The following is a 21,225-nucleotide window of genomic DNA, read 5'->3' on the forward strand; positions in this document are numbered from 1 at the left end:
GGCCCGGTGAGGACGCGGAAAATGATCTGCCGCTCGAGTCGCGGGCGTCGGACCGCTGGCCTATGTTCAGAAGGTCAGCTTCCGTCAGCGGGGGAGGGGGTGTCCGGGTGGGCTTCAGGACCTTCATCGAAGGGTGGCCGGTATACCGGCAGCTCACGGGCACCGACCCGCTGGGGCGGGGTGCGGCGGCGCAGTCGGCCCGGTCGGCCGGTCTGACCGCGCGCACCGAGAGCGCCGACAGCATGGCCCGCTCGGTCTGCCCGTACTGCGCGGTGGGCTGTGGGCAGCGGGTGTTCGTGAAGGACGGCCGGGTGACCCAGATCGAGGGCGACCCGGACAGTCCGATCTCGCGGGGGCGGCTCTGCCCCAAGGGCTCGGCCAGCAAGTCGCTGGTCACCAGCCCGCTACGCCAGACCAAGGTCCGCTACCGCCGGCCGTACGGCACGGAGTGGGAGGACCTGGAGCTCGACGTCGCGCTCGACATGATCGCCGACCGGATCCTCGCCGCCCGCGAGGAGACCTGGGAGGACGTCGACGACGAGGGTCGGCCGCTGAACCGGACGCTGGGGTTCGCCAGCCTCGGTGGGGCCACGCTGGACAACGAGGAGAACTACCTCATCAAGAAGTTGTTCACGGCGGCGGGCGCACTCCAGATCGAGAACCAGGCCCGTATTTGACACTCCGCCACTGTCCCCGGTCTGGGGACCAGCTTCGGTCGCGGCGGCGCGACGGACTTCCAGCAGGACCTCGTCAACGCTGACGTCATCGTCATCCAGGGCTCCAACATGGCCGAGGCCCACCCGGTGGGCTTCCAGTGGGTGATGGAGGCCAAGAAGCGCGGCGCGAAGGTCTTCCACGTCGACCCGCGGTTCACCCGCACCAGCGCCGTCGCCGACACCTACCTGCCGATCCGCGCGGGCACCGACATCGCGCTGCTCGGCGGCGTGGTGCGCTACATCCTGGACAACGAGCTGGACTTCCGGGAGTACGTGCTGGCGTACACCAACGCGGCCACCATCGTCAGCGAGCAGTTCGTCGACACCGAGGACCTCGACGGCCTCTTCTCCGGCTACAACCCGGAGACCGGCTCGTACGACCACACCAGCTGGCAGTACGAGGGCCACGAGGACCAGACCGGCATCAAGGGCAGCGGCAAGGAGCGGGACACCGCGTCGGGCCTGCGGCACGAGTCGCACGGTGCCCCGGTGGGGGCGCAGACCCAGCGGGACGAGACGTTGCAGCACCCCCGCTGCGTCTACCAGATCCTCAAGCGGCACTTCTCGCGCTACACGCCGGAGATGGTGGAGCGGGTCTGCGGCATCCCGCAGGAGAAGTTCCTGGAGCTGGCCCGCGCCTGGACGGAGAACTCCGGTCGGGAGCGCACCGGTGCGCTGATCTACTCGGTGGGCTGGACCCAGCACAGCGTCGGCGTGCAGTACATCCGGACCGGGTCGATCATCCAGACGCTGCTGGGCAACATGGGCCGGCCGGGCGGCGGGATCCTCGCCCTGCGCGGGCACGCCAGCATCCAGGGCTCCACCGACATCCCGACGCTGTACAACCTGCTGCCGGGCTACCTGCCGATGCCGCACCACGCCGACCACCCGACCTTCGACGAGTGGGTGGACAGCATCCGCCACCCGGGGCAGAAGGGCTTCTGGGGCAACTCGCGCGCCTTCGCGGCGAGCCTGCTGAAGGCGTACTGGGGCGACGCGGCGACGCCGGAGAACGACTTCTGCTACGGCTACGTGCCGCGGATGACCGGCGACCACGGGACGTACCAGACCGTGCTGAACATGATCGACGGCAAGGTCAAGGGCTACTTCCTGCTCGGCCAGAACCCGGCGGTCGGCTCGGCGCACGGCAAGGCCCAGCGCCTGGGCATGGCGAACCTCGACTGGCTGGTCGTCCGCGACCTGTTCATGATCGAGAGCGCCACGTTCTGGAAGAACAGCCCGGAGGTGGCCACCGGCGAGATCGTGCCGCAGGAGTGCCGCACCGAGGTGTTCTTCCTGCCCGCCGCCTCGCACGTGGAAAAGGAGGGCACCTTCACCCAGACCCAGCGGCTGCTGCAGTGGCGCGAGAAGGCCTTGGAGGCACCGGACGACGCCCGTTCGGAGCTGTGGTTCTTCTATCACCTGGGCCGGGTGCTGCGGGAGAAGCTGGCCGGCTCCGCCAAGCCCCGGGACCGGGCGCTGCTGGACCTCGCCTGGGACTACCCGACCCACGGTGACCGTGCCGAGCCGAGCGCCGAGGCGGTGCTGAAGGAGATCAACGGCTACGAGGTCGCCACCGGCCGGCCGCTGTCCGCGTTCCCCGAGGCCCGCGACGACGGCTCCACGGCCGTCGGCTGCTGGATCTACACCGGCGTCTACGCCGACGGCGTCAACCAGGCCGCCCGCCGCAAGTCGCGCCACGAGCAGGACTGGGTGGCCGCCGAGTGGGGCTGGGCCTGGCCGGCGAACCGGCGCACCCTCTACAACCGTGCCTCCGCCGACCCGCAGGGCCGCCCGTGGAGCGAGCGGAAGAAGTACGTCTGGTGGGACCCGGAGAAGGGCGAGTGGACCGGGTACGACGTGCCGGACTTCGAGAAGACGAAACCGCCGACGTACCGGCCGCCGGAGGGCGCCTCCGGTCCGGAGGCCCTCGCCGGTGACGACGCCTTCGTCATGCAGGGCGACGGGAAGGCCTGGCTGTACGCTCCGACCGGGGTGCTCGACGGCCCCATGCCGACGCACTACGAGCCGGCCGAGTCGCCCATGCGCAACCCGATGTACGCGCAGCAGGCCAACCCGACCCGCAAGATCTACGACCACCCGGTGAACCGGATCAACCCGAGTCCGCCGGAGGCGCACAGCGACGTCTTCCCGTACGTGTTCACGGTCAGCCGGCTCACCGAGCACCACACGGCCGGTGGCATGAGCCGCACGGTGGGCCCGCTCGCCGAGTTGCAGCCGGAGATGTTCGTGGAGGTCTCCCCGGAGCTGGCCGCCGAGGTCGGCCTGGCGCACCGGGGTTGGGCGCACCTGGTCAGCGGTCGGGCGGTGATCGAGGCGAAGGTGCTGGTGACCGACCGGCTCACCCCGTTGCGGGTGGACGGCCGGGTGATCCACCAGCTCTGGCTGCCGTACCACTTCGGCACCGAGGGCCTGGTCACCGGTGACTCGGCCAACGACCTGTTCGGCATCACCCTGGACCCGAACGTGCTGATCCAGGAGAGCAAGATCGGCACCTGCGACGTACGCCCCGGGCGGCGGCCGACCGGTCCGGCCCTGCTCGACATGGTGGCGGACTACCAGCGGCGGGCCGGCATGACGGCCGACCGGCGGATTCCGATGGTCACCACCGGTGGCGACGACGCGGCCGGCAGCACCGATGAGCGTTCCGCCGAGGCGGCGCGGGACGGAGGCCAGGATGCCTGAGGCCAGGTTGCCGGACGTCAACAGCCTCTACGGCCCGCTCGACCCGGCCCCCGACGCCGGGTGGGCCGAGGCGGGGCCGCGGGTGGGTTTCTTCACCGACACCAGCGTCTGCATCGGCTGCAAGGCGTGCGAGGTGGCCTGCAAGGAGTGGAACGGCGTCCCGGACTCGGGCTTCGACCTGCTCGGCATGTCGTACGACAACACCGGCGCGTTGACGGCCAACTCGTGGCGGCACGTGGCGTTCATCGAGCAGCCCCGCCCGGCCGGGCACCGGACGCCGCCGTTCGAGGGCACCCCGACCGGGCCGTCGGTGAGCCCGGCCAGCGCGGCGGTCGCCGCCGGGGTGGGCAACGACAGCGGCACCGAGCCGGGCGTGCCGCCGGGGCAGCCGCAGGCCGCCGCGCGGATGGCGGCCGGGCCGGAGTTCCTCGGCATGCCCGGCACCCAGCCGCCCGGTCGGGGCAGCGGCGTCGAGTCGCGTACCGACTTCCGCTGGCTGATGATGTCGGACGTCTGCAAGCACTGCACCCACGCGGCCTGCCTGGACGTCTGTCCGACCGGGTCGCTGTTCCGCACCGAGTTCGGCACGGTGGTGGTGCAGGAGGACATCTGCAACGGCTGCGGCTACTGCATCTCCGCCTGCCCGTACGGGGTGATCGACCAGCGCAAGGACGACGGTCGGGCGTGGAAGTGCACGCTCTGCTACGACCGGCTCGGCGCCGGCATGACCCCGGCCTGCGCGCAGGCCTGCCCGACGGAGTCGATCCAGTTCGGGCCGCTGGACGAGCTGCGCGAGCGCGCCGCCCAGCGGGTCGCCGCCCTGCACGAGCGGGGCGTGCCGGAGGCCCGGCTGTACGGCAACGACCCGACCGACGGTGTCGGCGGGGACGGCGCCTTCTTCCTGCTGCTCGACGAGCCGGAGGTGTACGGCCTGCCGCCGGACCCGGTGGTCACCACCCGGGACCTGCCGAAGATGTACCGGCGGGCCGGCCTGGCCGCGCTGGCCATGGTGGCGGCGGCCGTCGCCGCGTTCGTCGGAGGTTCATCGTGAGTCCGGACCGCGCCCCGGTGGGTGCCCTGTTCCGCCGGTTCCGCGACCGGCTCGCCGCCGAGGGCCCGGAACGCCTCGGCGGTCCGGGGCCCCTGGCCGGCCACGGCACGAAGGTGACCGCGACCCACGGCGCGACGGGCACCGGGAACGCGCCGCTGACCGCCGGCGCGGAGAACGGCAGCCGGGCCACCGGCACCGGCGCGGGCGTGGCCCGCACCGACGCGGGCGCGGCGGAGGTACGGCTGGCCCCGCACCCGCCGCGCGACGTGGAGCCGGTCGACCGGCCGCGCCGCAAGGGCCGCCGGGGCGGCCGGGGTGGTGGTGGCGAGCAGCTCAACGTGCCGCCCGCCGAGTTCACCTCCTACTACGGGCGGCCGATCCTCAAGGCGCCGGTGTGGAAGTGGGACATCGCCGCCTACCTGTTCACCGGCGGCCTGGCGGCCGGGTCGTCGCTGCTGGCGGCGGGTGGGCAGCTCACCGGGCGGCCGGCGCTGCGCCGGTCGGGGCGGGTCGTCTCCCTGGCCGCGGTGAGCGCCAGCGCGTACTTTCTGATCAACGATCTGGGCAAGCCGAGCCGGTTCCACCACATGCTGCGGGTGGCGAAGCTGACCTCGCCGATGTCCGTCGGCACCTGGATCCTGAGCACCTTCGGGCCGGCCGCCGGTGTCGCCGCGATCGCCGAGGCCGCGCCGTGGCTGCCCGAGCGCGGGGTGCTCGGGCTGGGCCGCCGGGTGCTGCCCCCGGTCGGGCACGCCGCCGGGCTGGTCGCCGCGGTCACCGCGCCCGCGCTGGCCACGTACACCGGGGTGCTGCTGGCCGACACGGCGGTGCCGTCGTGGCACGAGGCGTACCCGGAACTGCCGACCATCTTCGCGGGCAGCGCCCTGGCCAGCGGTGCCGGCGTGGGCCTGATCGCCGCGCCGCCGGCGCAGGCCGGCCCGGCGCGCCGCTTCGCGGTCGCCGGTGCCGCCCTGGAGCTGTGGGGGGCGCACCGGGTGGAGACCCGGCTCGGGCTGCTCAGCGAGCCCTACGCCACGGGCACCGCCGGCCGGCTGCTGCGCACCGGGCGGGCGCTGACCGCGGCCGGGGTGGCCGGCGCGCTGGTGGGCCGGCGCAGCCGGGTGCTCTGCGCGCTCTCCGGCGGGGCGCTGCTGGCCGCCTCGGTCTGCACCCGGTTCGGCATCTTCCACGGCGGGGTCGCCTCGGCGAAGGACCCGAGGTACACGGTGGTGCCGCAGCGGGAACGCGCCGACCGGCGGGCGGCCGAGCAGGGCTGACACCTCGCCGCGCGGACGTCCGTCGGCTGTGGTTGACTGCTGCGTGGAGGCGTTCAGGCGGCTGGTGCCCCTCCCGGTCTTCAAAACCGGTGTGGTCCGGGACCCGGGCCAGGCGGGTTCGATTCCCGTCCGTCTCCGTCCACGCACGCGCAGGGAGATGAGGCATGCCCGACGGCACGGCCGACCCACGGCGGCGCGTGCCGCGCACCGACGCGCTGCTCGCCGACCCGGCGCTCGCCGCCGCCGCGGGCACGCTCGGCCGCGACCGCGTCAAGGCCGCCATCGGCCGCGCGCAGGAGCGGGCCCGCCGCGGTGAGATCACCCCCGATGAGGTACGCGACGCGGCGCTGGCCGCGTTGCCGGCCCCGACCCCGCGGGCGGTGCTCAACGCCACCGGCGTCGTGCTGCACACCAACCTCGGTCGGGCACCGCTCTCGGCCGCCGCCGTCGAGGCGCTGGTCGCCGCCGCCGGACACACCGACGTGGAGCTGGACCTGCGGACCGGTCGACGGGCCCGACGCGGCCGGGACGCCCTGGACGCGCTCGCCGCCGCCGTGCCCGACGCGCCGGCCGTGCACGTGGTCAACAACGGGGCCGCCGCGCTGGTGCTCGCCGCCACCGCCCTCGCCGCCGACGCCGAGATCGTGGTGAGCCGCGGCGAGCTGGTCGAGATCGGCGACGGGTTCCGCCTGCCCGACCTGCTGGAGAGCACCGGGGCCCGGCTGCGCGAGGTGGGCACCACCAACCGCACCACCCTGGCCGACTACGCCGCCGCGGTCGGTCCGCGTACCGGTTTCGTGCTGAAGGTGCACCCGTCGAACTTCCTGGTCACCGGCTTCACCTCGGCCGTGCCGGTCCGCGAGCTGGCCACCCTCGGGGTGCCGGTGGTGGCCGACATCGGTTCCGGGCTGCTCGCCCCCGACCCGCTGCTGCCCGACGAGCCGGACGCCGCGAGCACCCTGCGCGCCGGCGCGGCCCTGGTCACCGCCAGCGGCGACAAGCTGCTCGGCGGCCCGCAGGCCGGTCTGCTGCTGGGCACCGCCGAGCTCGTCGAGCGGCTGCGCCGGCATCCGCTCGCGCGGGCGCTCCGGGTCGACAAGCTGACCCTGGCCGCGCTGGCCGCCACCCTGCACGGCCCGACCACTCCCACCCGGTCCGCCCTGCACGCCGACCCGACCGTGCTGCGTCAGCGCGCCGAACGGCTCCGCGACCGGCTCGGCGAGGACGGCCGCAAGGCCGAGGTGGTGCCCTGCGCGTCGGTGGTCGGCGGCGGCGGCGCCCCGGGTGTCGACCTCGACTCGTGGGCGTTGAGCCTCCCCGAGCGCTACGCGGAGCCGCTGCGCACGGGCGGGACGCCGGTGCTCGGTCGGGTGCTGCACGGCCGGCTCCTGCTCGACCTGCGCTGCGTACCGGCCGACGCGGATCCCGTGCTGCTGGTGGCGATCCTGCGGGTGGGTGAGTAGCCGGTGTGGGTCGTCGCCACCGCCGGGCACGTCGACCACGGCAAGTCCACGCTGGTGCGGGCGCTCACCGGGATGGAACCGGACCGGTGGGCGGAGGAACGCCGCCGGGGCATGACCATCGACCTCGGGTTCGCCTGGACGACGCTGCCGTCGGGCGGCACCATCGCCTTCGTCGACGTGCCCGGCCACGAGCGGTTCGTGCCGAACATGCTCGCCGGGGTCGGCCCGGTGCCGGCCGCGATGATCGTGGTCGCCGCGGACGAGGGCTGGATGCCGCAGTCGGGCGAGCACCTCGCCGCGCTGCACGCGCTCGGGGTGTCGTACGGCCTGCTGGTGGTCACCCGAGCGGACCTGGCCGATCCGGGGCCGGCCCTGGCGCAGGCCCGGGCACAGCTCGCCGCCACCTCCCTCGCCGGGGTCGAGGCGGTCGCGGTCAGCGGGGCGACCGGCGCCGGCCTGCCGCAGCTGCGGGCCGCCCTGGACCGCCTGGTGGCCCGGCTGCCCGACCCGGCGCGCGACGCCCCGGTCCGGCTCTGGGTGGACCGGTCGTTCACCATCCGCGGCAGCGGCACGGTCGCCACCGGCACAATCGGCGGCGGCCGGCTGCGCGTCGGTGACCAGCTCGAACTGGCCGACACCGGCGAACCGGTCCGGGTCCGGGGACTGCACTCGCTCGGCACCGCACGGCAGGGGGTCGACGCGGTGGCCCGGGTGGCGGTGAACCTGCGCGGGGTGTCCCGCGACCGGGTGGCCCGCGGCGACGCCCTGCTCACCCCGGGCCGGTTCCGGCTGACCGACCTGCTCGACGTGCGCCTCGCCGGTGACCCGGCCGCGGAGCTGCCGGCCACCCTCACCCTGCACGTCGGCTCGGCCGCCGTGCCCGCCCGGGTCCGGCCGCTCGGCCCGGACACCGTCCGGCTGCGGCTGGCCCGGCCGCTGCCGCTGCTCGTCGGTGACCGGGCGTTGCTGCGCGACCCGGGCCGCCACCACGTCAGCGGTGGGGTGACCGTGCTCGACGTGGACCCGCCGCCGCTGTCGCGCCGGGGCGCGGCCGCCGCGCGGGCCACCGTGCTGGCCGGGTTGGACGGCCGACCCGACCTGGCCGGTGAGCTGCGCCGCCGACGCCTGGCCCGGGCGGGCGACCTGACCCGGACGGGCGTGCCGGTGACCGTCGCGCCCGTGGCCGGCGACTGGCTGGCCGACCCGGACCACTGGCGGGACCTCGGCGCCCGGCTCACCGAGGAGGTCACCCGGTACGCCCGGGAGCATCCGCTGGAGCCCGGCGCCCCGGTCGACGTGCTGCGCCAGCGTCTCGACCTGCCCGACCGCGCGCTGGTCGAGGCGCTGGTCCGGGCGCCGCTGCGGGTCCGCGCCGGTCGGGTCACCGCGACTGGCACCGACGGGCTGCCCGCACCGGTGGCCCGGGCCGTGGACCGGGTCCGCGCCGAGTACGGCGACCGTCCCTTCCAGGCCCCCGAGGCGCACCGCCTGGCGGACCTCGGCCTGGGCCCCCGGGAGATCGGCGCGGCCGTGCGGGCGGGAGCGCTGCTGAAACTCGCCGACAACGTGGTGCTGCTGCCGGGCGCGGTCGACGACGCCGTACGGGTCCTGGCCCGGCTGCCGCAGCCGTTCACGCTCAGCGCCGCCCGGCAGGCCCTCGACACCACCCGCCGGGTGGCGGTGCCGCTGCTGGAGCTGCTCGACCGGCGCGGCGCGACCCGCCGGCTGCCCGACGACGCCCGCGAAGTGGTGGCCCCGCCCGTCTGAACCGGCCCGGCCGGGCCGCGCCGTCGCCTACGGTGACGCCATGGACCCCTCCGCGGTCTGGCGGGACAAGCAGCACCGGTGGCGGATCGAGGCGTACCGGGCGCCGGACCTGCGGTTCGCCGTCTTCGCCACGAACGGGACCACCGAGTCGGCCCCGCTGTGGCTGTTCGGGATGGCGGCGCTGGCCCGGTGGCTGATGACCCACGCCATCTCCCTGGACGACCTGGAGACCGACTGATGGGTCTCCAACTCGCCGTGGTGCTGGTCCTGGTGCTGGTCAACGCGGCGCTCTCCGGCAGCGAGATGGCCCTGGTGACGCTCCGGGAGGGGCAGCTGCGGCGGCTGGCGCGGTCGGGGCGTACCGGGGCGCGGTTGGCGCGGCTGGCCCGGGAACCGAACCGCTACCTCGCCACCGTGCAGCTCGGCATCACCCTGGCCGGGTTCCTCGCCTCCGCGGCCGCCGCCGTGTCGCTGGCCGAACCGCTGGTGGGGCCGCTGGGTTTCCTCGGCGGGGCCGCGCACGCGGTGGCGGTGCTGCTGGTGACGGTGGCGCTCACCTTCGTCACCCTGGTCGTCGGTGAGCTGGCCCCGAAGCGCCTGGCGATGCAGTGGGCGGAACGGTGAGCGCTGCTCGCGGCCGGCCCGCTGGACCTGCTGGCCCGGCTGTCCCGACCGGCGGTGTGGCTGCTCAGCCGCAGCACCGACGTGCTGGTCCGGCTCAGCGGCGGGGATCCGCGGGCCAGCCGTGGCGAGGTGACCGAGGAGGAGCTGCGGGAGATGCTGGTCAGCCAGCGGGGCCTGTCGGCGCAGCAGCGGGAGATCCTGGCCGGGGCGTTCGACATCGCCGGCCGTACCCTGCGGGAGATCCTGGTCGCGCGCCGCGACGTGACGGTCCTGCCGGCGTCGATGACGGCGGCCGACGGGATGCGGCGGCTGGCGGCGGCGGGCCGCTCCCGGGCCCCGGTGACCGGCCCGGGCGGCCTGGACGACGTCCGCGGCGTGGTGCACATCCGCGACCTGGTCGACGCCGACGGGGAGACCGTGGGCGGTCGGGCGCGTCGGCCGCTGCTGCTGCCCGGCACCCTGCCGGTCGCCGACGCCATGCGGCAGCTGCGGCAGGGGCACGAGCAGCTCGCCCTGGTGATCGACGAGTACGGCGGTGTCGACGGCCTGGTCACCATGGAGGACCTGCTGGAGGAGGTCGTCGGTGAGCTGTACGACGAGACCGACCGGGACGTCTGCGGGGTGCACCGGGAGCCGGACGGCGCCCTGCTGCTGCCCGGCGACTTCCCGCTGCACGACCTGCCCGACGTCGGGGTCCGGTTGACCTTCCCGCTGACCCGCGAGTACACCACCGTCGCCGGTCTGGTCCTGGCCGGCCTGGGCCGGCTGCCGGCGGGGCCGGGGGAGAGCGTGCGCCTGCCCGGGCTGACCGTCGAGGTGGTCGAGGTCGCCGACCGGGCGGTACGCCGGGTGCGGCTGCGGGGCCCGGCGACCGGTGGCCGCAGCGGGTGACCCGGACGGGGGATCTGCCCCCGAATGCCGCATGCCGCCGGGAAACCGTCGTTACCGTGCGGGACGTGAAGGACCAGGGATTGCGGAAGTTCGTCGCGGTGCTGGCCGGCCTGGCGGTGATCTACTTCGGCGTCACCGGCCACCGCGGCACCGAGGACGGCAAGGGACTCTCCGGCGGGGTGGTGCTGCTCGCCGTCCTCGCCGGGCTGCTGGTGTGGAACCTGACCAAGCCGGGGGACAAGCCGGTCAAGTGAGCGTCAGCGGGCCGCCGCCGTGCGACTGACCTCGCCGGCCGACTCCTCGCCGAGGGCGACCCGCACCAGCGCGGAGGCGAGCCGACCGAAGTCGCCCTCGCCGACCAGCCCGCACAGCCCACGCGGGTTCGCCGGCAGCCCGAGCCGCTTCGCCCCGGCCAGGGCCCGCCGGTCGGCGTACGGGCGCACGTCCGGCCAGACCGCCTGCGCCTCCCGCAGGAAGATGTCCGCCCCGGTGGGCCCGATGCCGGGGAACTCGGTGAGCAGCCGGCGCAGCACCGGCAGGTCGCCGTCGGCCTCCCGGTGCAGCCGGCGCAGGTCGCCGTGCCACCGGTCCAGGCAGAGCCGCGCGCCGGTGCCCAGCATCGTCGAGGTGCGCTCGTCGTAGCGCCGGTAGTGCCCCCGGCCGAGCGCGTCGACCCGGTCCTGCCAGCTCGCCGCCTCCATCGCCTGCGGGGTGCGGTAGCCGGCCGCGAAGAGTTCCCGCGCGGCGGCGAGCGCCACCCCGGCCCGGATCCGGGTGCTCAGCAGCGTGGTCAGCACCAGCAGCTGGTAGAGCGGCCCGGGCCGGTCGGTCAGCCGGATCCCGGCCTCCTCGGCGTACGTGCGTCCCTGCCGCTCCAGCAGCGCCCGGGCCACGTTCCGATCGTTCGGCATCCCGTCGGGTTACCCGCCCCGGCCCGCTCCAGACCCCCGCCGGACGGAATGCGCTCCCCGGCGGCGGGTACCCCGCTCGGGTGCGCGGCGCACGTCGTGCGCTCCCACCGGAAGGAGAGAGCCGTGGTCAAGCCGCAGCAGGAGGAACTGCGCCGCAACGACAAGGGCGCGACCAGCCAGGACAGCCGCGAGGGCAGTCAGGCCACCGGGCATCCCCGGAACCAGGGCAGCTCCAACGGGGACGTCGGCCGGCCGGTGCCGAAGGGACAGGTGTCCCCGTACGGCCCGGCCGGCGCACCCGTCGCGGAGGACGAGAGCTAGCGACGGCGTCGCGAGGGCGGCCGCAGCCTCCACCAGGTGGCTGCGGCCGCCATGCCGTACGCGAGGTGCGGCACGATGTCCGACAGCCAGCCGGCCCGGCCCCAGCGCCGCGGGTCGGTCACGCCCAGCACCGTCATCGAGCCGTCCGACACGGCCATCACGCCACCACCGAGCAGCCCCACCGCCACCGGCACCGGCAGCCGACGTCGCGCGGCGAGCAGCCCGAACGCCGCCCCCGCGGCGATCCCCGTCCCGTACCCGAGCAGGGGCCCGAGGCCCGCGCGGCGGTTGGCCGCGCGGTCCTCGGGCCCGAGGTCGACGTGGGCCACGCCGGCCAGCCGCCCGGCGGTCTCCTCCGGGGTGCCACTGGCCGGACGCGCCCGCACCACCATGTCCAGATAGCTGACCACGTTCAGCACGGCGCTGCCCACCGCGCCGGCGATGGCGCCGTCGACCACCCCGGTGCGGCTCACTTCGGGTCGCCCGGCTCGCGCTCGCCCTTCGGGCCGTACGTCCGCTCGCCCCGCACCACGCCGCGCTGACCCCGGTCGTCCTGCAGGATCCGGTTGGCGACCTGGTTCGCCTCCTGGTCGGCCGCGCGTCCGGACTGCTCGATCACGTCGCGCAGTCGGGCCCGCTCCTTGTCGTACGCGTTGCTCCCCGGCCATGGTCCTGGCATCGCCGCCTCCTCCGGTCGCTGTCGCTGTCCGCGTCGTCTACCCGTCCCCGCCCACGCCAACCGTGTGGACCACCGCGACCGGGCAGTCGGCGTGGTGCAGCACGCCCTGGCTGACCGAGCCGAGCAGCAGGCCGCTCAGCTCGCGCCGGCCCTGGTTGCCGACCACCACGAGCTGCGCGCCGCGGGACGCCTCGGTGAGGACGGAGACCGGCCGGCCGTGCCGGGTCTCCCGGGTGACCGGCACCTGCGGGTAACGGTCGGCCAGCCCGGTCAGCGACTCGGCGACGATCCGGTCCTCCTCGCCGCGCAGCTGGTTCTCCTCGTACACCAGGGGTTGCATGTCGCCGGGGCCGCCGGAGGCGGGGTGGGTGTAGGCGTGCACCGCGTGCAGCGGGGCGCCGCGCAGCGCCGCCTCCTCGGCGGCGAACTCGACGGCCGCCCGGGACAGCGCCGAGCCGTCCACGCCGACCACGACCGGTCCGGCCGACCGTGGCGCGCCGCGCGCCACCAGCACCGGGCAGTCGGCGTACGCGGCCACCTGGATCGCCACCGAGCCGAGCACCAGCGCGCCGAACCCGCCCAGGCCCCGGTCGCCGAGCACGATCATCGTCGCGGTGGGGGTCTCGCCGAGCAGCACCGCGGCGGCCTCGCCGTCGATGATCTCCCCGGTGACCCGCAGCTCCGGCGCGACCGCCTCCGCCTCGGCGACCGCCGCCGCGACCAGCTCCTGCGCCTGGTGTCGCAGGCCACCGCCGGCCGGCCCGCCGGCGACCCCGTCCACCGGCACGCGCAGCAGCGGCCAGATGAACCCGTGGACCACCCGTAGCGGCCGGTTGCGCCGCGCGGCCTCCGCCGCCGCCAGGCGTACGGCCCGCCGGGCCGGCTCGGAGCCGTCCACGCCGACCACCACCGCCGCGCTGCTCGCCGAGTTCACCCGCTGCACCTCCTGGCCGCCGGACGCCCGCGGCCAGTATCGCGGCCGGCGGGCTGTCAGCGGGCCGATACCGCGCGAGCCGGGCCGTGGGTACGCTGTCGCCCGACGCCCGAGCGAGGGAGATTCGTCGATGGCCGAGCCGGACCAGCCGAGCACCGCCCGCATGATCGACTACTGGCTCGGCGGGGAGCACCACTTCCCGGTCGACGTGGCCGCCGCGCACGCCTTCGAGCAGGCGTACGGGCCGTGTGCGGCGATCTTCCGCTCGTTGCGGGACTTCCTGGGCCGGGCCGTGCGGGCGATCACCGACGCCGGGGTGGACGGCTTCCTCGTCTTCGGCGCGGGCGTGCCCACCCGGGGGAACGTGCACGAGGTGGCCCCGGAGGCGACCGTGCTCTACACCGACGTCGACCCGGTGGCGATCCGGCTCGGCCAGCGGATCCTCGCCGGCAGCGACCGCGCCGGGTACGGCTTCGGCGACGCCACCGACATCGGCACCGTCGACCCTGCGCAGCTGCACCGGTTCGTGCCGGGGTGGGGGAGAAGGCCGGTCGGGGTGATCTTCCTCGGGCTGGCCGCGTTCCTGGACGACGACACCCTGGCCCGTACCCTCGACGAGCTCTACGCGGCGGCCGCGCCCGGCAGCTTCCTCGCGGTCGACTTCGACAGCGAGGAGCTGGCGGCGTACCCCGAGGCCCTGGCCATGATGGGGCCGGCGTTCCGGATGCGCCCACCGGCCGCCTTCGGGCCGCTGCTGGGTCGCTGGCGACCCACCGGGGACGGCGTGGTGCCGGTGGCGCGGTGGCGACCGTCCGGCCCCCCGGACCCGGTGCCGGACGCCTTCTTCGGCGCGTTGGCCACCCGGGCCGCGGACTGACGCCGGGCGCTGATTCGCCGGGCCGGGGTGCGGCGGCGCCCGGCTGCCACCCGCGGATGCGGGCCGGCCGAACCGGCCGACCGGCCTGTCGGGCGGTCTCCGTATGATGCTTGCTCCCAAGCAATAATCGCCTCGGAGGATGCAACATGCCGGAAGCGCCCGGACAGGTGTCGCGTGCCCTGCGCGCGGCCCCGCCCGACCAGTTGGCGGAGGCCGCCGACCGGACGATCCGCGCCGCGCTGGACGCGTCCCGCACCGAGGTCTTCATCGCCGACTACCGGTTCAGCGGGCTCTGGCCGGTGCTGGACCCGGAGCTGCCGGACGCCGGCTTCCTCTCCTGTCACGGCGTCGCGCAGCGCTGCTTCAGCAGCCAGCAGCCGGTGCTGGACGCGGGGGAGAGCGGTGGGTGCCGGATGTATCTGCCGCTGTCGGTCTGGGGCGAGCGGCTCGGGGTGCTGCTGATCGAGGTCGCCGGGCAGCCGGAGCCCGCGACGGTCGAGCTGGCCCGGGAGATGGCCGGCGAGCTGGCCCTGGCGCTGCGCGCCGCCGACCGGGAGACCGACCGCTACCGCCGGGCGCGCCGCCGGGAACGGCTCAGCATGGCCGCGGAGATGCAGTGGGACCTGCTGCCGGGGCGCAGCGTCACGCATGGCGCGTTCCTGCTGGCGGGCCAGCTCGAACCGGCGTACACGGTCGGCGGGGACCACTTCGACTGGTCGCTCGACGGCGACCAGCTCACGGTGACCGTGCTCAACGGCGCCGGCTCCGGGCTCTCCGCGTCGCTGCTCACCGCGGTCACCGTCAACGCGCTGCGCAACGCCCGACGTTCCGGCGGCAGCCTGGTCGAACAGGCCGAGCTGGCCTCCGACACGATCTTCTACCAGCACCGGGGGGGCCGGCACGTGGCCACGCTCCTGCTGGAGCTGGACACCCGTCGGGGGACGGTCCGCGCCGTGGACGCGGGCTCGCCGCACGTGCTGCGACTGCGCGGCGGCACGGTGACCCGGATCGACCTGGAGCAGCAGCTGCCGCTGGGGATGTTCGCCGAGACCCGCTACGACGTGCAGGAGTTCGCGGTGGAGCCGGGGGACCGGCTCTTCGTGGTCAGCGACGGCGTGTACGCCGCCGCGCCGGATGGCCAGGAGCCCTACGGCGAAAGGGCCATGGCGCGCGCGATGCGGTCCACTCGGCTGCAACCGGCGACCGAAGCAGTTGGTACGGTGATGCGCGAACTGCACGCCTACCACGCCGCCGCGGATCTCCGCGACGATGCGGTGGTCGTCTGCCTGGACTGGCGCGGTTCCGGCCGGCCGGACGACGCGCGCGGCCGGTAGTCGGACCGGTGGGCGAGCACGAGCGGGACGAGTGCAGGGGAGATCGGGTGGAGCGACCTCCGAATCTTGCCGCCGCGATCGAGGCGGCTGCCGAGGCGCTGATCGGTGTCCTCGATTCGGCGGCCTCCCGGCACAACGTCAGCGTCTCGCCGACCCAGCTCCGCGTCCTGTCGCTGATCATCAGCCATCCGAACGCCAACGTGAACCGGCTGGCCGACCTGCTGGACGTCGTACCCTCCTCGGCCAGCCGGCTCTGTGACCGGCTGGAGGCCGTCGGTCTGGTCCGGCGGGTGGCGGACCCCCGCGACCGGCGCGAGGTGCGGTTGATCCCCACCGCGGCGGCGGAGACCCTGCTGCGGGAGTTGCAGGAGCGCCGCCACCAGGCGATCCAGGCCGTCCTCGACCGGATGCCGCACCGCACCCAGCACGAGCTGCTGCTGGCGCTGGCCGCGTTCGGTCAGGCGGCTGCCCTGGCCGGTGGCCAGGTGGGCTCGGACTCCGCAGCCCGCACCGCCTGAGCCCGCCGACCAGCCGCCTTTCCCCACTCCACTAGTGTCCTAGGATGCCTTAGCGGTGGTGTGGGGCAGCACACGCGGGGCACGGGAAGAGCGCGACGAGCCCGATATAGTGGCAGCGCAACTCGCCGGCCCTTGATCGACACCGATCCTGGGCCGCATCGGGGGAGGTCCCAGCCCGGGATCGCAAGGGCGCCGGCGCCGACCGGCCGGTAACGCGCACGTCCCTCCGGAGCGACCGACCTCGGTCGGGCGCCGGACCGTGCTGCGAAGGGAGGCTGCGGTGTCGCGTCGGCCGGCTCGGTCAGAGCAACCGGAGGCCACCGGCGGTACGACGGCGGTGGGGGACCGGGTCCTCACCCTGCCGAACATGATCAGCTTCGTCCGGCTGGTCGGAGTGCCGCTGTTCCTCTATCTCTTCCTGGTGGCGCGCGCCGACGTGGCGGCGATCGTGGTGCTGGCCATCGGCGGCACCAGCGACTGGGTGGACGGCTGGATCGCCCGCCGGCTGCACCAGGTCAGCCGCCTCGGCGAGCTGCTCGACCCGCTCGCCGACCGGCTCTACATCCTCGCCACGCTGCTCGCGTTCACCGCGCGGGAGGTGGTGCCGTGGCAGTTCACCGCGGCGTTGCTGGCCCGCGAGCTGCTGCTGCTCGGTTCCCTGGCGGTGCTCCGCCGCTACGGTTACGGCCCCCCGCCGGTGCACTACGTCGGCAAGACGGCGACGTTCCTGCTGCTGGCGGCCTTCCCGCTGCTGCTGCTGGCCGCGGCGGCGCCGGCGGTGGCGGTGGCCACGGCCTCCGCCGCGATCGGCTGGGGGCTGGCCTGGTGGGGTCTGGTGCTCTACTGGGTGGCCGGCGCGATGTACGTGGTGCAGGCCAGCCGCCTGGTCCGGGCGATGCGGGACCGGTCGCAGGGAGCGACGGCATGAGTTCCGCTCCGCGCGACGTTCGCGACCCGTCGGCCCGGGTGTACGCCCCGGACTTCCTCACCGAACTGTTCCGCAACCCGCTCGACCCGGGTTACGCCGACGCGGCGGCCCGGCGTGGGCGGGCGCCCGCGTCGCCCTGGCGGCGGTGGGCGGCGCGGCCGGTCAGCGTGGTGGTGATCGTGGCGATCGGGGTGCTCTTCGCGGTGGCGTACCGGGAGACGATGGCGGAGGAGCCGAGCCGGGCGCAGGCGCGGGCGGGCCTGATCTCCGAGATCAAGCAGCGTGAGGCCGAGACGGACCGGTTGACCGCGCGCGCGGACCAGTTGCGCGAGGAGGTGGGCCGGCAGCGCGACGCGGCGCTGAGCGGTTCGCAGGCGTACCGGTTGCGGAACCTGGAGGCCGGGACCGGGTTGGGTCGGGTCCGGGGTGACGGCGTGGTGGTGCGGCTGGCGGACGCGGCGGAGGACAAGGACGCGGTGACCGGTGCGGGTGTGGGGCCGCCGCAGGTGCTCTACTCCGACCTGCAGAAGGTGGCCAACGCGTTGTGGGCGGCGGGTGCCGAGGCGGTGGCGGTGAACGGGCAGCGGTTGACGGCGACGTCGACGATCCGGTCGGCGGGGCAGGCGATCCTGGTGGACTTCCGGCCGGTGACGAGCCCGTACGAGGTGTCGGCGATCGGGCCGGGGTCGATGCGGGGCCGCTTCGACGACAGTCGGGCGGCGGATCTGATGCGGGACGTGGCGCGGGCCACGGGTCTGTCGTTCGGGGTGCGGGCGGCCGAGGACCTCACCCTGCCGGCTGCTCCGTTGCCACGGCTACGCTACGCCGAGCCCTCGGTGAGTCCGAGCCCGTCGCCGTCGGGTTCGGCGGGTCGGGGTTCGTCCAGTCCCGGGCCGTCCGGCTCGGGTACCTCTCTCCGCCCCTCCGGAGGTGTCCGATGATCGCGGTGCTGGCGCTGATCGCCGGTGTGGTTCTCGGGATCTATCTTGATCCGGCCGTGCCGGCGGCGTTGCAGCCGTACCTGCCGATCGCCGTGGTGGCCGCGCTGGACGCGGTGTTCGGCGGGGTCCGGGCGAAGCTCGACCGGATCTTCGACGACAAGCAGTTCGTGGTGTCGTTCATCTCGAACGTGCTGGTGGCGGGTCTGATCGTGTATCTGGGTGACCAGTTGGGCGTGGGTGGCCAGTTGTCCACGGGTGTGGTGGTCGTGCTCGGGGTGCGGATCTTCGGCAATGTGGCGGCGATCCGTCGTCACCTGTTCCGGGCGTAGGTTTGAGGCGTGAGCGACGAACACAGCGAGACCGGCACCGGGTGGCCGGCCCCGGGGGAGCCGGTCCGGCCGTCGGGTCCGGCGGGTGAGCCGGATCCGCGTCCGGACGCGCCGGACGCGGACGAGTTGAGCCCGTTGGCGCCGGAGGAACCGGTGGAGCGGGAGGACGTCGTACCCGTGGAGTCGCCGGTGGAGCCGGAGCGGCCGGACGCTGCCGCGAAGCCGGCGGCGGGCGGGGCCGGTGGGCGGCGGTGGACGTCGGCGGGGGCGATGATCGCGGTGCTGCTGGCGTTGCTGGGGTTCACGCTGGTGGTGCAGCTGAAGACGACGTCGGCGGATCCGACGTTGTCGGCGACGCGGGAGGAGGACCTGGTCCGGATCTCGTCGGACCTGGACTCGCGGGAGCGGCGGCTGCGGCAGGACATCGAGTCGTTGGAGGAGAGCCAGCGGCAGTTGCGCTCGGGTGAGCAGGGTCGGCAGGCGGCGTTGGACGAGGCGACGCGGCGGGCGGACCAGTTGGGCATCCTGGCGGGGACGTTGCCGGCGGTGGGTCCGGGGTTGACGGTGCGGTTCGAGGGGCCGGCGAAGGCGGTGTCGTCGGCGCGGGTGCTGGACGCGGTGCAGGAGCTGCGGGGCGCGGGCGCGGAGGCGATGCAGATCGCGGGGTCGGACGGCGCGGCGGTGCGGATCATCGCGTCGACGTATTTCGTGGACGGGGAGAACGGGTCGTTGGTGGTGGACGGGCGGCGGTTGTCGGCGCCGTACACGATCACGGTGATCGGTGATCCGGAGACGATGCGTACCGCGTTGTACATTCCCGGCGGGGTGGTCGCACTGGTGGAGGAGGACGGCGGTAACGTGACCGTCGACGATCGTGAGGCTGTGGAGGTTTCGCAGTTGCACGCGCCGATCAAGCTGGACCACGCCCGGCCGGTCTCCTGACGGGTCGCGGCCGCGCCGGTCTCCTCCGGTGCACCGATGGATGAAGGATGCTGCTGGTGATTCCTGAGGATCTGCGGTACACCGCCGAGCACGAGTGGGTGGCGGCTGCCGAGGGTGGGGCCGTGCGGGTCGGTATCACGCACTTCGCGCAGGACGCCCTGGGTGACATCGTGTTCGTCCAGTTGCCTGATGAGGGCGCCGTGGTGGCGGCGGGTGACCCGGTGGGTGAGATCGAGTCGACGAAGAGCGTGTCGGAGATCTACGCGCCGGTGGCGGGTACGGTGGCGGCGCGTAACGAGGCGCTCGGTGACGCCCCCGAGGCGATCAACACGGATCCGTACGGTGCGGGGTGGTTGTTGGAGATCACTCCGGAGGATCCGGCGGCGGTGGACGGTTTGTTGTCCGCTGAGGCTTATCGCGAGCTCACTCAGAGTTGAGTGTCGTCGCCGGGCGGCGGGGGTGACTCCGCGCGTCCGGTTGCCCTGCATTTCGGCGCTGGCTAGGCTCGCCCAGTCGACCGAGAACCCAATAGTTGAGCGTTTGTGGAATGCGCCTTCCCGGGCACGGGGAGCCAGCCGCCGGGTGTGTGTCTGCCCGGCGGCCAGACCCGCCATTACCCTGACGCCGACCGAACAGATCCGTGAGGTGGTCCCCATGACGCGCCCAGACGACGAGTTCCCCCCACTCGACGTCACTTCGACGCTCAATCTCGGTTCGCTCGACGAAGTGCTGGAGGGTCCGGACACCGATGTGGTCCCGAGCCGGCTGTCCGGTTCGTTGCCGCCGGGTATGGCGCTGCTGGTGGTTCGTCGGGGTCCGAATGCGGGTGCCCGGTTCCTGTTGGACCACGATGTGACGACGAGTGGCCGGCATCCGGACAGTGACATCTTCCTGGACGACGTGACGGTGTCGCGGCGGCACGCGGAGTTCCACCGGGATGGTGGGACGTTCACGGTGCGGGACGTGGGCAGCCTGAACGGCACGTACGTGAACCGGGAGCGGGTCGAGGCGGCCACGTTGAGCAATGGTGACGAGGTGCAGATCGGCAAGTTCCGGGTGGTGTTCATCGCCGGTCCGCGCCCGGAGGAGGAGGCCGGCCGGGGGTGAACGAGCCTGCGGCTTCGACGCCGCCCGGGGCGGCCGGGTCCCACCCGCTGATGAGTATCGGTGAGGTGCTGGGTCAGTTGCGGGTGGAGTTCCCGGACGTGACCATCTCGAAGTTGCGGTTCCTGGAGACCGAGGGTCTGGTGGAGCCGCAGCGGACGCCGGCGGGTTATCGGAAGTACAGCTGGGACGATGTGGCGCGGTTGCGGTTCGTGTTGGCCGCGCAGCGGGACCAGTATCTGCCGTTGCGGGTGATCCGGGCGCAGTTGGCGGAGTGGGACGCGTCGGGTGCGGCGCCGGGTCGGCAGCGGCCGGCGTTGGTGGCGGTGGGTCCTGACGGTGCGGTGCCGGGTCGGGGTGATCAGGAGCCGGTCGAGTCGTCCGAGGTGCGGTTGGGTCGGTTGGATCTGATCGCGCGCAGTGGTGTGGACGAGTCGACGTTGGGTGAGTTGGAGCGGCTCGGTGTGCTGGTGTCCGATCCGCCGGGGTGGTACGACGCGGATGCGTTGATCATCGCGCAGGCGGTGGCGGGGTTGGCGGCGTACGGGTTGGAGCCGCGGCACCTGCGGGGTTACCGGACGGCGGCGGATCGGGAGGTCGGTCTGTTCGCGCAGTTGGTGGCGCCGTTGGTGCGGCAGAGTGATCCGGCGGCGCGGGCCCGGGCGGCGGAGACGGCGCGGGAGTTGGTGGCGTTGTCGCAGCAGTTGCACGCGGCGTTGGTGCGGGTGGGGTTGCGGTCGACGTTGGGTCGGTGACGGTGGGCCGGGTGTCCGTGGGATGCCCGGCCCTTCGTTGTGGGGTGTGCGGAAAGATCTGCGGCGGGAAGCGTGTCGTAGGCTTGCCGGGGTAAGCCTTTCTGGTGTGGCGTGGTGCACGTAGCGCGCGGGACTCCCGTGTCGTGGTCCGTGTACC

Annotated in this window: 22 protein-coding genes, 1 tRNA gene and 1 pseudogene; 20 read left to right on the top strand and 4 right to left on the bottom strand. The window is 74.2% G+C overall.

The features are described from left to right. Positions 1-107: 107 nt before the first annotated feature. The 9 genes and pseudogenes from fdh (at position 108) to ABUL08_RS08150 (ending at position 10,749) form a co-directional block, all read left to right on the top strand. A complete protein-coding gene (gene fdh, locus ABUL08_RS08110) occupies positions 108-3,422 on the top strand; it encodes a formate dehydrogenase (RefSeq protein WP_350936066.1) in 3,315 nt (1,104 codons plus the stop codon). A 7-nt stretch (positions 3,423-3,429) separates the two neighbouring features. Further along, a complete protein-coding gene (locus ABUL08_RS08115; protein ID WP_350938549.1) occupies positions 3,430-4,473 on the top strand; it encodes a 4Fe-4S dicluster domain-containing protein in 1,044 nt (347 codons plus the stop codon). Continuing rightward, a complete protein-coding gene (gene nrfD, locus ABUL08_RS08120; protein ID WP_350936068.1) occupies positions 4,470-5,750 on the top strand; it encodes an NrfD/PsrC family molybdoenzyme membrane anchor subunit in 1,281 nt (426 codons plus the stop codon). The genes ABUL08_RS08115 and nrfD overlap by 4 nt, the downstream gene beginning before the upstream one ends. Before the next feature lie 45 nt (positions 5,751-5,795). Further along, positions 5,796-5,892, top strand: a tRNA-Sec gene (locus ABUL08_RS08125). A 22-nt stretch (positions 5,893-5,914) separates the two neighbouring features. Then, a complete protein-coding gene (gene selA, locus ABUL08_RS08130) occupies positions 5,915-7,213 on the top strand; it encodes an L-seryl-tRNA(Sec) selenium transferase (protein ID WP_350936070.1) in 1,299 nt (432 codons plus the stop codon). A gap of 3 nt (positions 7,214-7,216) precedes the next feature. After that, on the top strand, positions 7,217-8,980 hold the full coding sequence (gene selB, locus ABUL08_RS08135; RefSeq protein WP_350936072.1) for a selenocysteine-specific translation elongation factor: 1,764 nt from the start codon (positions 7,217-7,219) through the stop codon (positions 8,978-8,980). A gap of 40 nt (positions 8,981-9,020) precedes the next feature. Then, complete coding sequence (locus ABUL08_RS08140) at positions 9,021-9,218, top strand: hypothetical protein (protein WP_350936074.1); 198 nt, start codon at positions 9,021-9,023, stop codon at positions 9,216-9,218. Continuing rightward, positions 9,218-10,495, top strand: a pseudogene (locus tag ABUL08_RS08145) (hemolysin family protein). Before ABUL08_RS08140 ends, ABUL08_RS08145 begins: the two are co-directional and overlap by 1 nt. 65 nt (positions 10,496-10,560) lie before the next feature. Beyond that, positions 10,561-10,749, top strand: coding sequence for a hypothetical protein (locus ABUL08_RS08150; RefSeq protein WP_350938946.1), 189 nt, complete (start codon positions 10,561-10,563; stop codon positions 10,747-10,749). 3 nt (positions 10,750-10,752) lie between these two features. Here the strand turns inward: ABUL08_RS08150 and ABUL08_RS08155 are convergent, their stop codons facing one another. Next, positions 10,753-11,406, bottom strand: coding sequence for a hypothetical protein (locus ABUL08_RS08155; RefSeq protein ID WP_350936076.1), 654 nt, complete (start codon positions 11,404-11,406; stop codon positions 10,753-10,755). 123 nt (positions 11,407-11,529) lie between these two features. Between ABUL08_RS08155 and ABUL08_RS08160 the strand changes: the two genes are divergently transcribed. Next, complete coding sequence (locus ABUL08_RS08160; protein ID WP_350936078.1) at positions 11,530-11,727, top strand: hypothetical protein; 198 nt, start codon at positions 11,530-11,532, stop codon at positions 11,725-11,727. On the opposite strand, the gene ABUL08_RS08165 is transcribed toward ABUL08_RS08160, so the two are convergent. Genes ABUL08_RS08165 through ABUL08_RS08175 form a run of 3 tightly spaced genes read right to left on the bottom strand, consistent with a single transcriptional unit; the run spans position 11,724 to position 13,340 of the window. Further along, the gene (locus ABUL08_RS08165; RefSeq protein ID WP_350936080.1) at positions 11,724-12,200 is read right to left on the bottom strand and encodes a hypothetical protein; all 477 of its coding nucleotides are present in this window, start codon (positions 12,198-12,200) and stop codon (positions 11,724-11,726) included. The genes ABUL08_RS08160 and ABUL08_RS08165 overlap by 4 nt on opposite strands. Continuing rightward, positions 12,197-12,406 carry a phosphatidylethanolamine-binding protein gene (locus ABUL08_RS08170; RefSeq protein ID WP_350936082.1) on the bottom strand — a complete coding sequence of 70 codons (210 nt, stop codon included), beginning with the start codon at positions 12,404-12,406 and terminating at the stop codon, positions 12,197-12,199. The genes ABUL08_RS08165 and ABUL08_RS08170 overlap by 4 nt, the downstream gene beginning before the upstream one ends. A 37-nt stretch (positions 12,407-12,443) precedes the next feature. Continuing rightward, complete coding sequence (locus ABUL08_RS08175) at positions 12,444-13,340, bottom strand: universal stress protein (protein WP_350936084.1); 897 nt, start codon at positions 13,338-13,340, stop codon at positions 12,444-12,446. Positions 13,341-13,470: 130 nt separating this feature from the next. Between ABUL08_RS08175 and ABUL08_RS08180 the strand changes: the two genes are divergently transcribed. The 10 genes from ABUL08_RS08180 (at position 13,471) to ftsR (ending at position 21,068) form a co-directional block, all read left to right on the top strand. Further along, positions 13,471-14,217, top strand: a complete 747-nt coding sequence (locus tag ABUL08_RS08180; RefSeq protein ID WP_350936086.1) for an SAM-dependent methyltransferase — start codon at positions 13,471-13,473, stop codon at positions 14,215-14,217. A gap of 146 nt (positions 14,218-14,363) precedes the next feature. Then, complete coding sequence (locus tag ABUL08_RS08185; protein WP_350936088.1) at positions 14,364-15,551, top strand: PP2C family protein-serine/threonine phosphatase; 1,188 nt, start codon at positions 14,364-14,366, stop codon at positions 15,549-15,551. Between the two features lie 47 nt (positions 15,552-15,598). Further along, positions 15,599-16,069: a MarR family transcriptional regulator gene (locus tag ABUL08_RS08190; protein ID WP_350936090.1), complete on the top strand. Its 471-nt coding sequence runs from the start codon at positions 15,599-15,601 to the stop codon at positions 16,067-16,069. A 280-nt stretch (positions 16,070-16,349) separates the two neighbouring features. Beyond that, positions 16,350-16,997 (top strand): CDP-alcohol phosphatidyltransferase family protein, encoded by a 648-nt coding sequence (locus ABUL08_RS08195; protein ID WP_350936092.1) that lies wholly within the window; start codon positions 16,350-16,352, stop codon positions 16,995-16,997. Then, on the top strand, positions 16,994-17,938 hold the full coding sequence (locus ABUL08_RS08200) for a DUF881 domain-containing protein (RefSeq protein WP_350936095.1): 945 nt from the start codon (positions 16,994-16,996) through the stop codon (positions 17,936-17,938). The genes ABUL08_RS08195 and ABUL08_RS08200 overlap by 4 nt, the downstream gene beginning before the upstream one ends. Further along, positions 17,935-18,267, top strand: a complete 333-nt coding sequence (locus tag ABUL08_RS08205) for a small basic family protein (protein ID WP_350936097.1) — start codon at positions 17,935-17,937, stop codon at positions 18,265-18,267. Before ABUL08_RS08200 ends, ABUL08_RS08205 begins: the two co-directional genes overlap by 4 nt. Positions 18,268-18,276: 9 nt before the next feature. Then, positions 18,277-19,209, top strand: coding sequence for a DUF881 domain-containing protein (locus ABUL08_RS08210; RefSeq protein ID WP_350936099.1), 933 nt, complete (start codon positions 18,277-18,279; stop codon positions 19,207-19,209). A 56-nt stretch (positions 19,210-19,265) separates the two neighbouring features. Then, the gene (gcvH, locus tag ABUL08_RS08215) at positions 19,266-19,646 is read left to right on the top strand and encodes a glycine cleavage system protein GcvH (RefSeq protein ID WP_350938551.1); all 381 of its coding nucleotides are present in this window, start codon (positions 19,266-19,268) and stop codon (positions 19,644-19,646) included. A gap of 217 nt (positions 19,647-19,863) precedes the next feature. Continuing rightward, entirely contained in the window at positions 19,864-20,316 is a 453-nt protein-coding gene (odhI, locus tag ABUL08_RS08220; protein WP_350936101.1) for an oxoglutarate dehydrogenase inhibitor Odhl, read from the top strand. A 50-nt stretch (positions 20,317-20,366) separates the two neighbouring features. Further along, positions 20,367-21,068: a transcriptional regulator FtsR gene (ftsR, locus tag ABUL08_RS08225; protein ID WP_242800113.1), complete on the top strand. Its 702-nt coding sequence runs from the start codon at positions 20,367-20,369 to the stop codon at positions 21,066-21,068. The last annotated feature ends 157 nt before the right edge of the window (positions 21,069-21,225 follow it).

The sequence above is a fragment of the Micromonospora sp. CCTCC AA 2012012 genome, from assembly GCF_040499845.1.
Lineage (GTDB): Bacteria > Actinomycetota > Actinomycetes > Mycobacteriales > Micromonosporaceae > Micromonospora > Micromonospora mangrovi.

Bases quoted from the DNA above. Each gene is read 5' to 3' on its own strand.
- selA (WP_350936070.1), top strand. From the start codon at position 5,915: ATGCCCGACGGCACGGCCGACCCACGGCGGCGCGTGCCGCGCACCGAC.
- ABUL08_RS08140 (WP_350936074.1), top strand. From the start codon at position 9,021: ATGGACCCCTCCGCGGTCTGGCGGGACAAGCAGCACCGGTGGCGGATC.
- ABUL08_RS08155 (WP_350936076.1), bottom strand. From the start codon at position 11,406: ATGCCGAACGATCGGAACGTGGCCCGGGCGCTGCTGGAGCGGCAGGGA.
- ABUL08_RS08170 (WP_350936082.1), bottom strand. From the start codon at position 12,406: ATGCCAGGACCATGGCCGGGGAGCAACGCGTACGACAAGGAGCGGGCC.
- ABUL08_RS08180 (WP_350936086.1), top strand. From the start codon at position 13,471: ATGGCCGAGCCGGACCAGCCGAGCACCGCCCGCATGATCGACTACTGG.
- ABUL08_RS08185 (WP_350936088.1), top strand. From the start codon at position 14,364: ATGCCGGAAGCGCCCGGACAGGTGTCGCGTGCCCTGCGCGCGGCCCCG.
- ABUL08_RS08200 (WP_350936095.1), top strand. From the start codon at position 16,994: ATGAGTTCCGCTCCGCGCGACGTTCGCGACCCGTCGGCCCGGGTGTAC.
- ABUL08_RS08205 (WP_350936097.1), top strand. From the start codon at position 17,935: ATGATCGCGGTGCTGGCGCTGATCGCCGGTGTGGTTCTCGGGATCTAT.
- odhI (WP_350936101.1), top strand. From the start codon at position 19,864: ATGACGCGCCCAGACGACGAGTTCCCCCCACTCGACGTCACTTCGACG.
- ftsR (WP_242800113.1), top strand. From the start codon at position 20,367: ATGAGTATCGGTGAGGTGCTGGGTCAGTTGCGGGTGGAGTTCCCGGAC.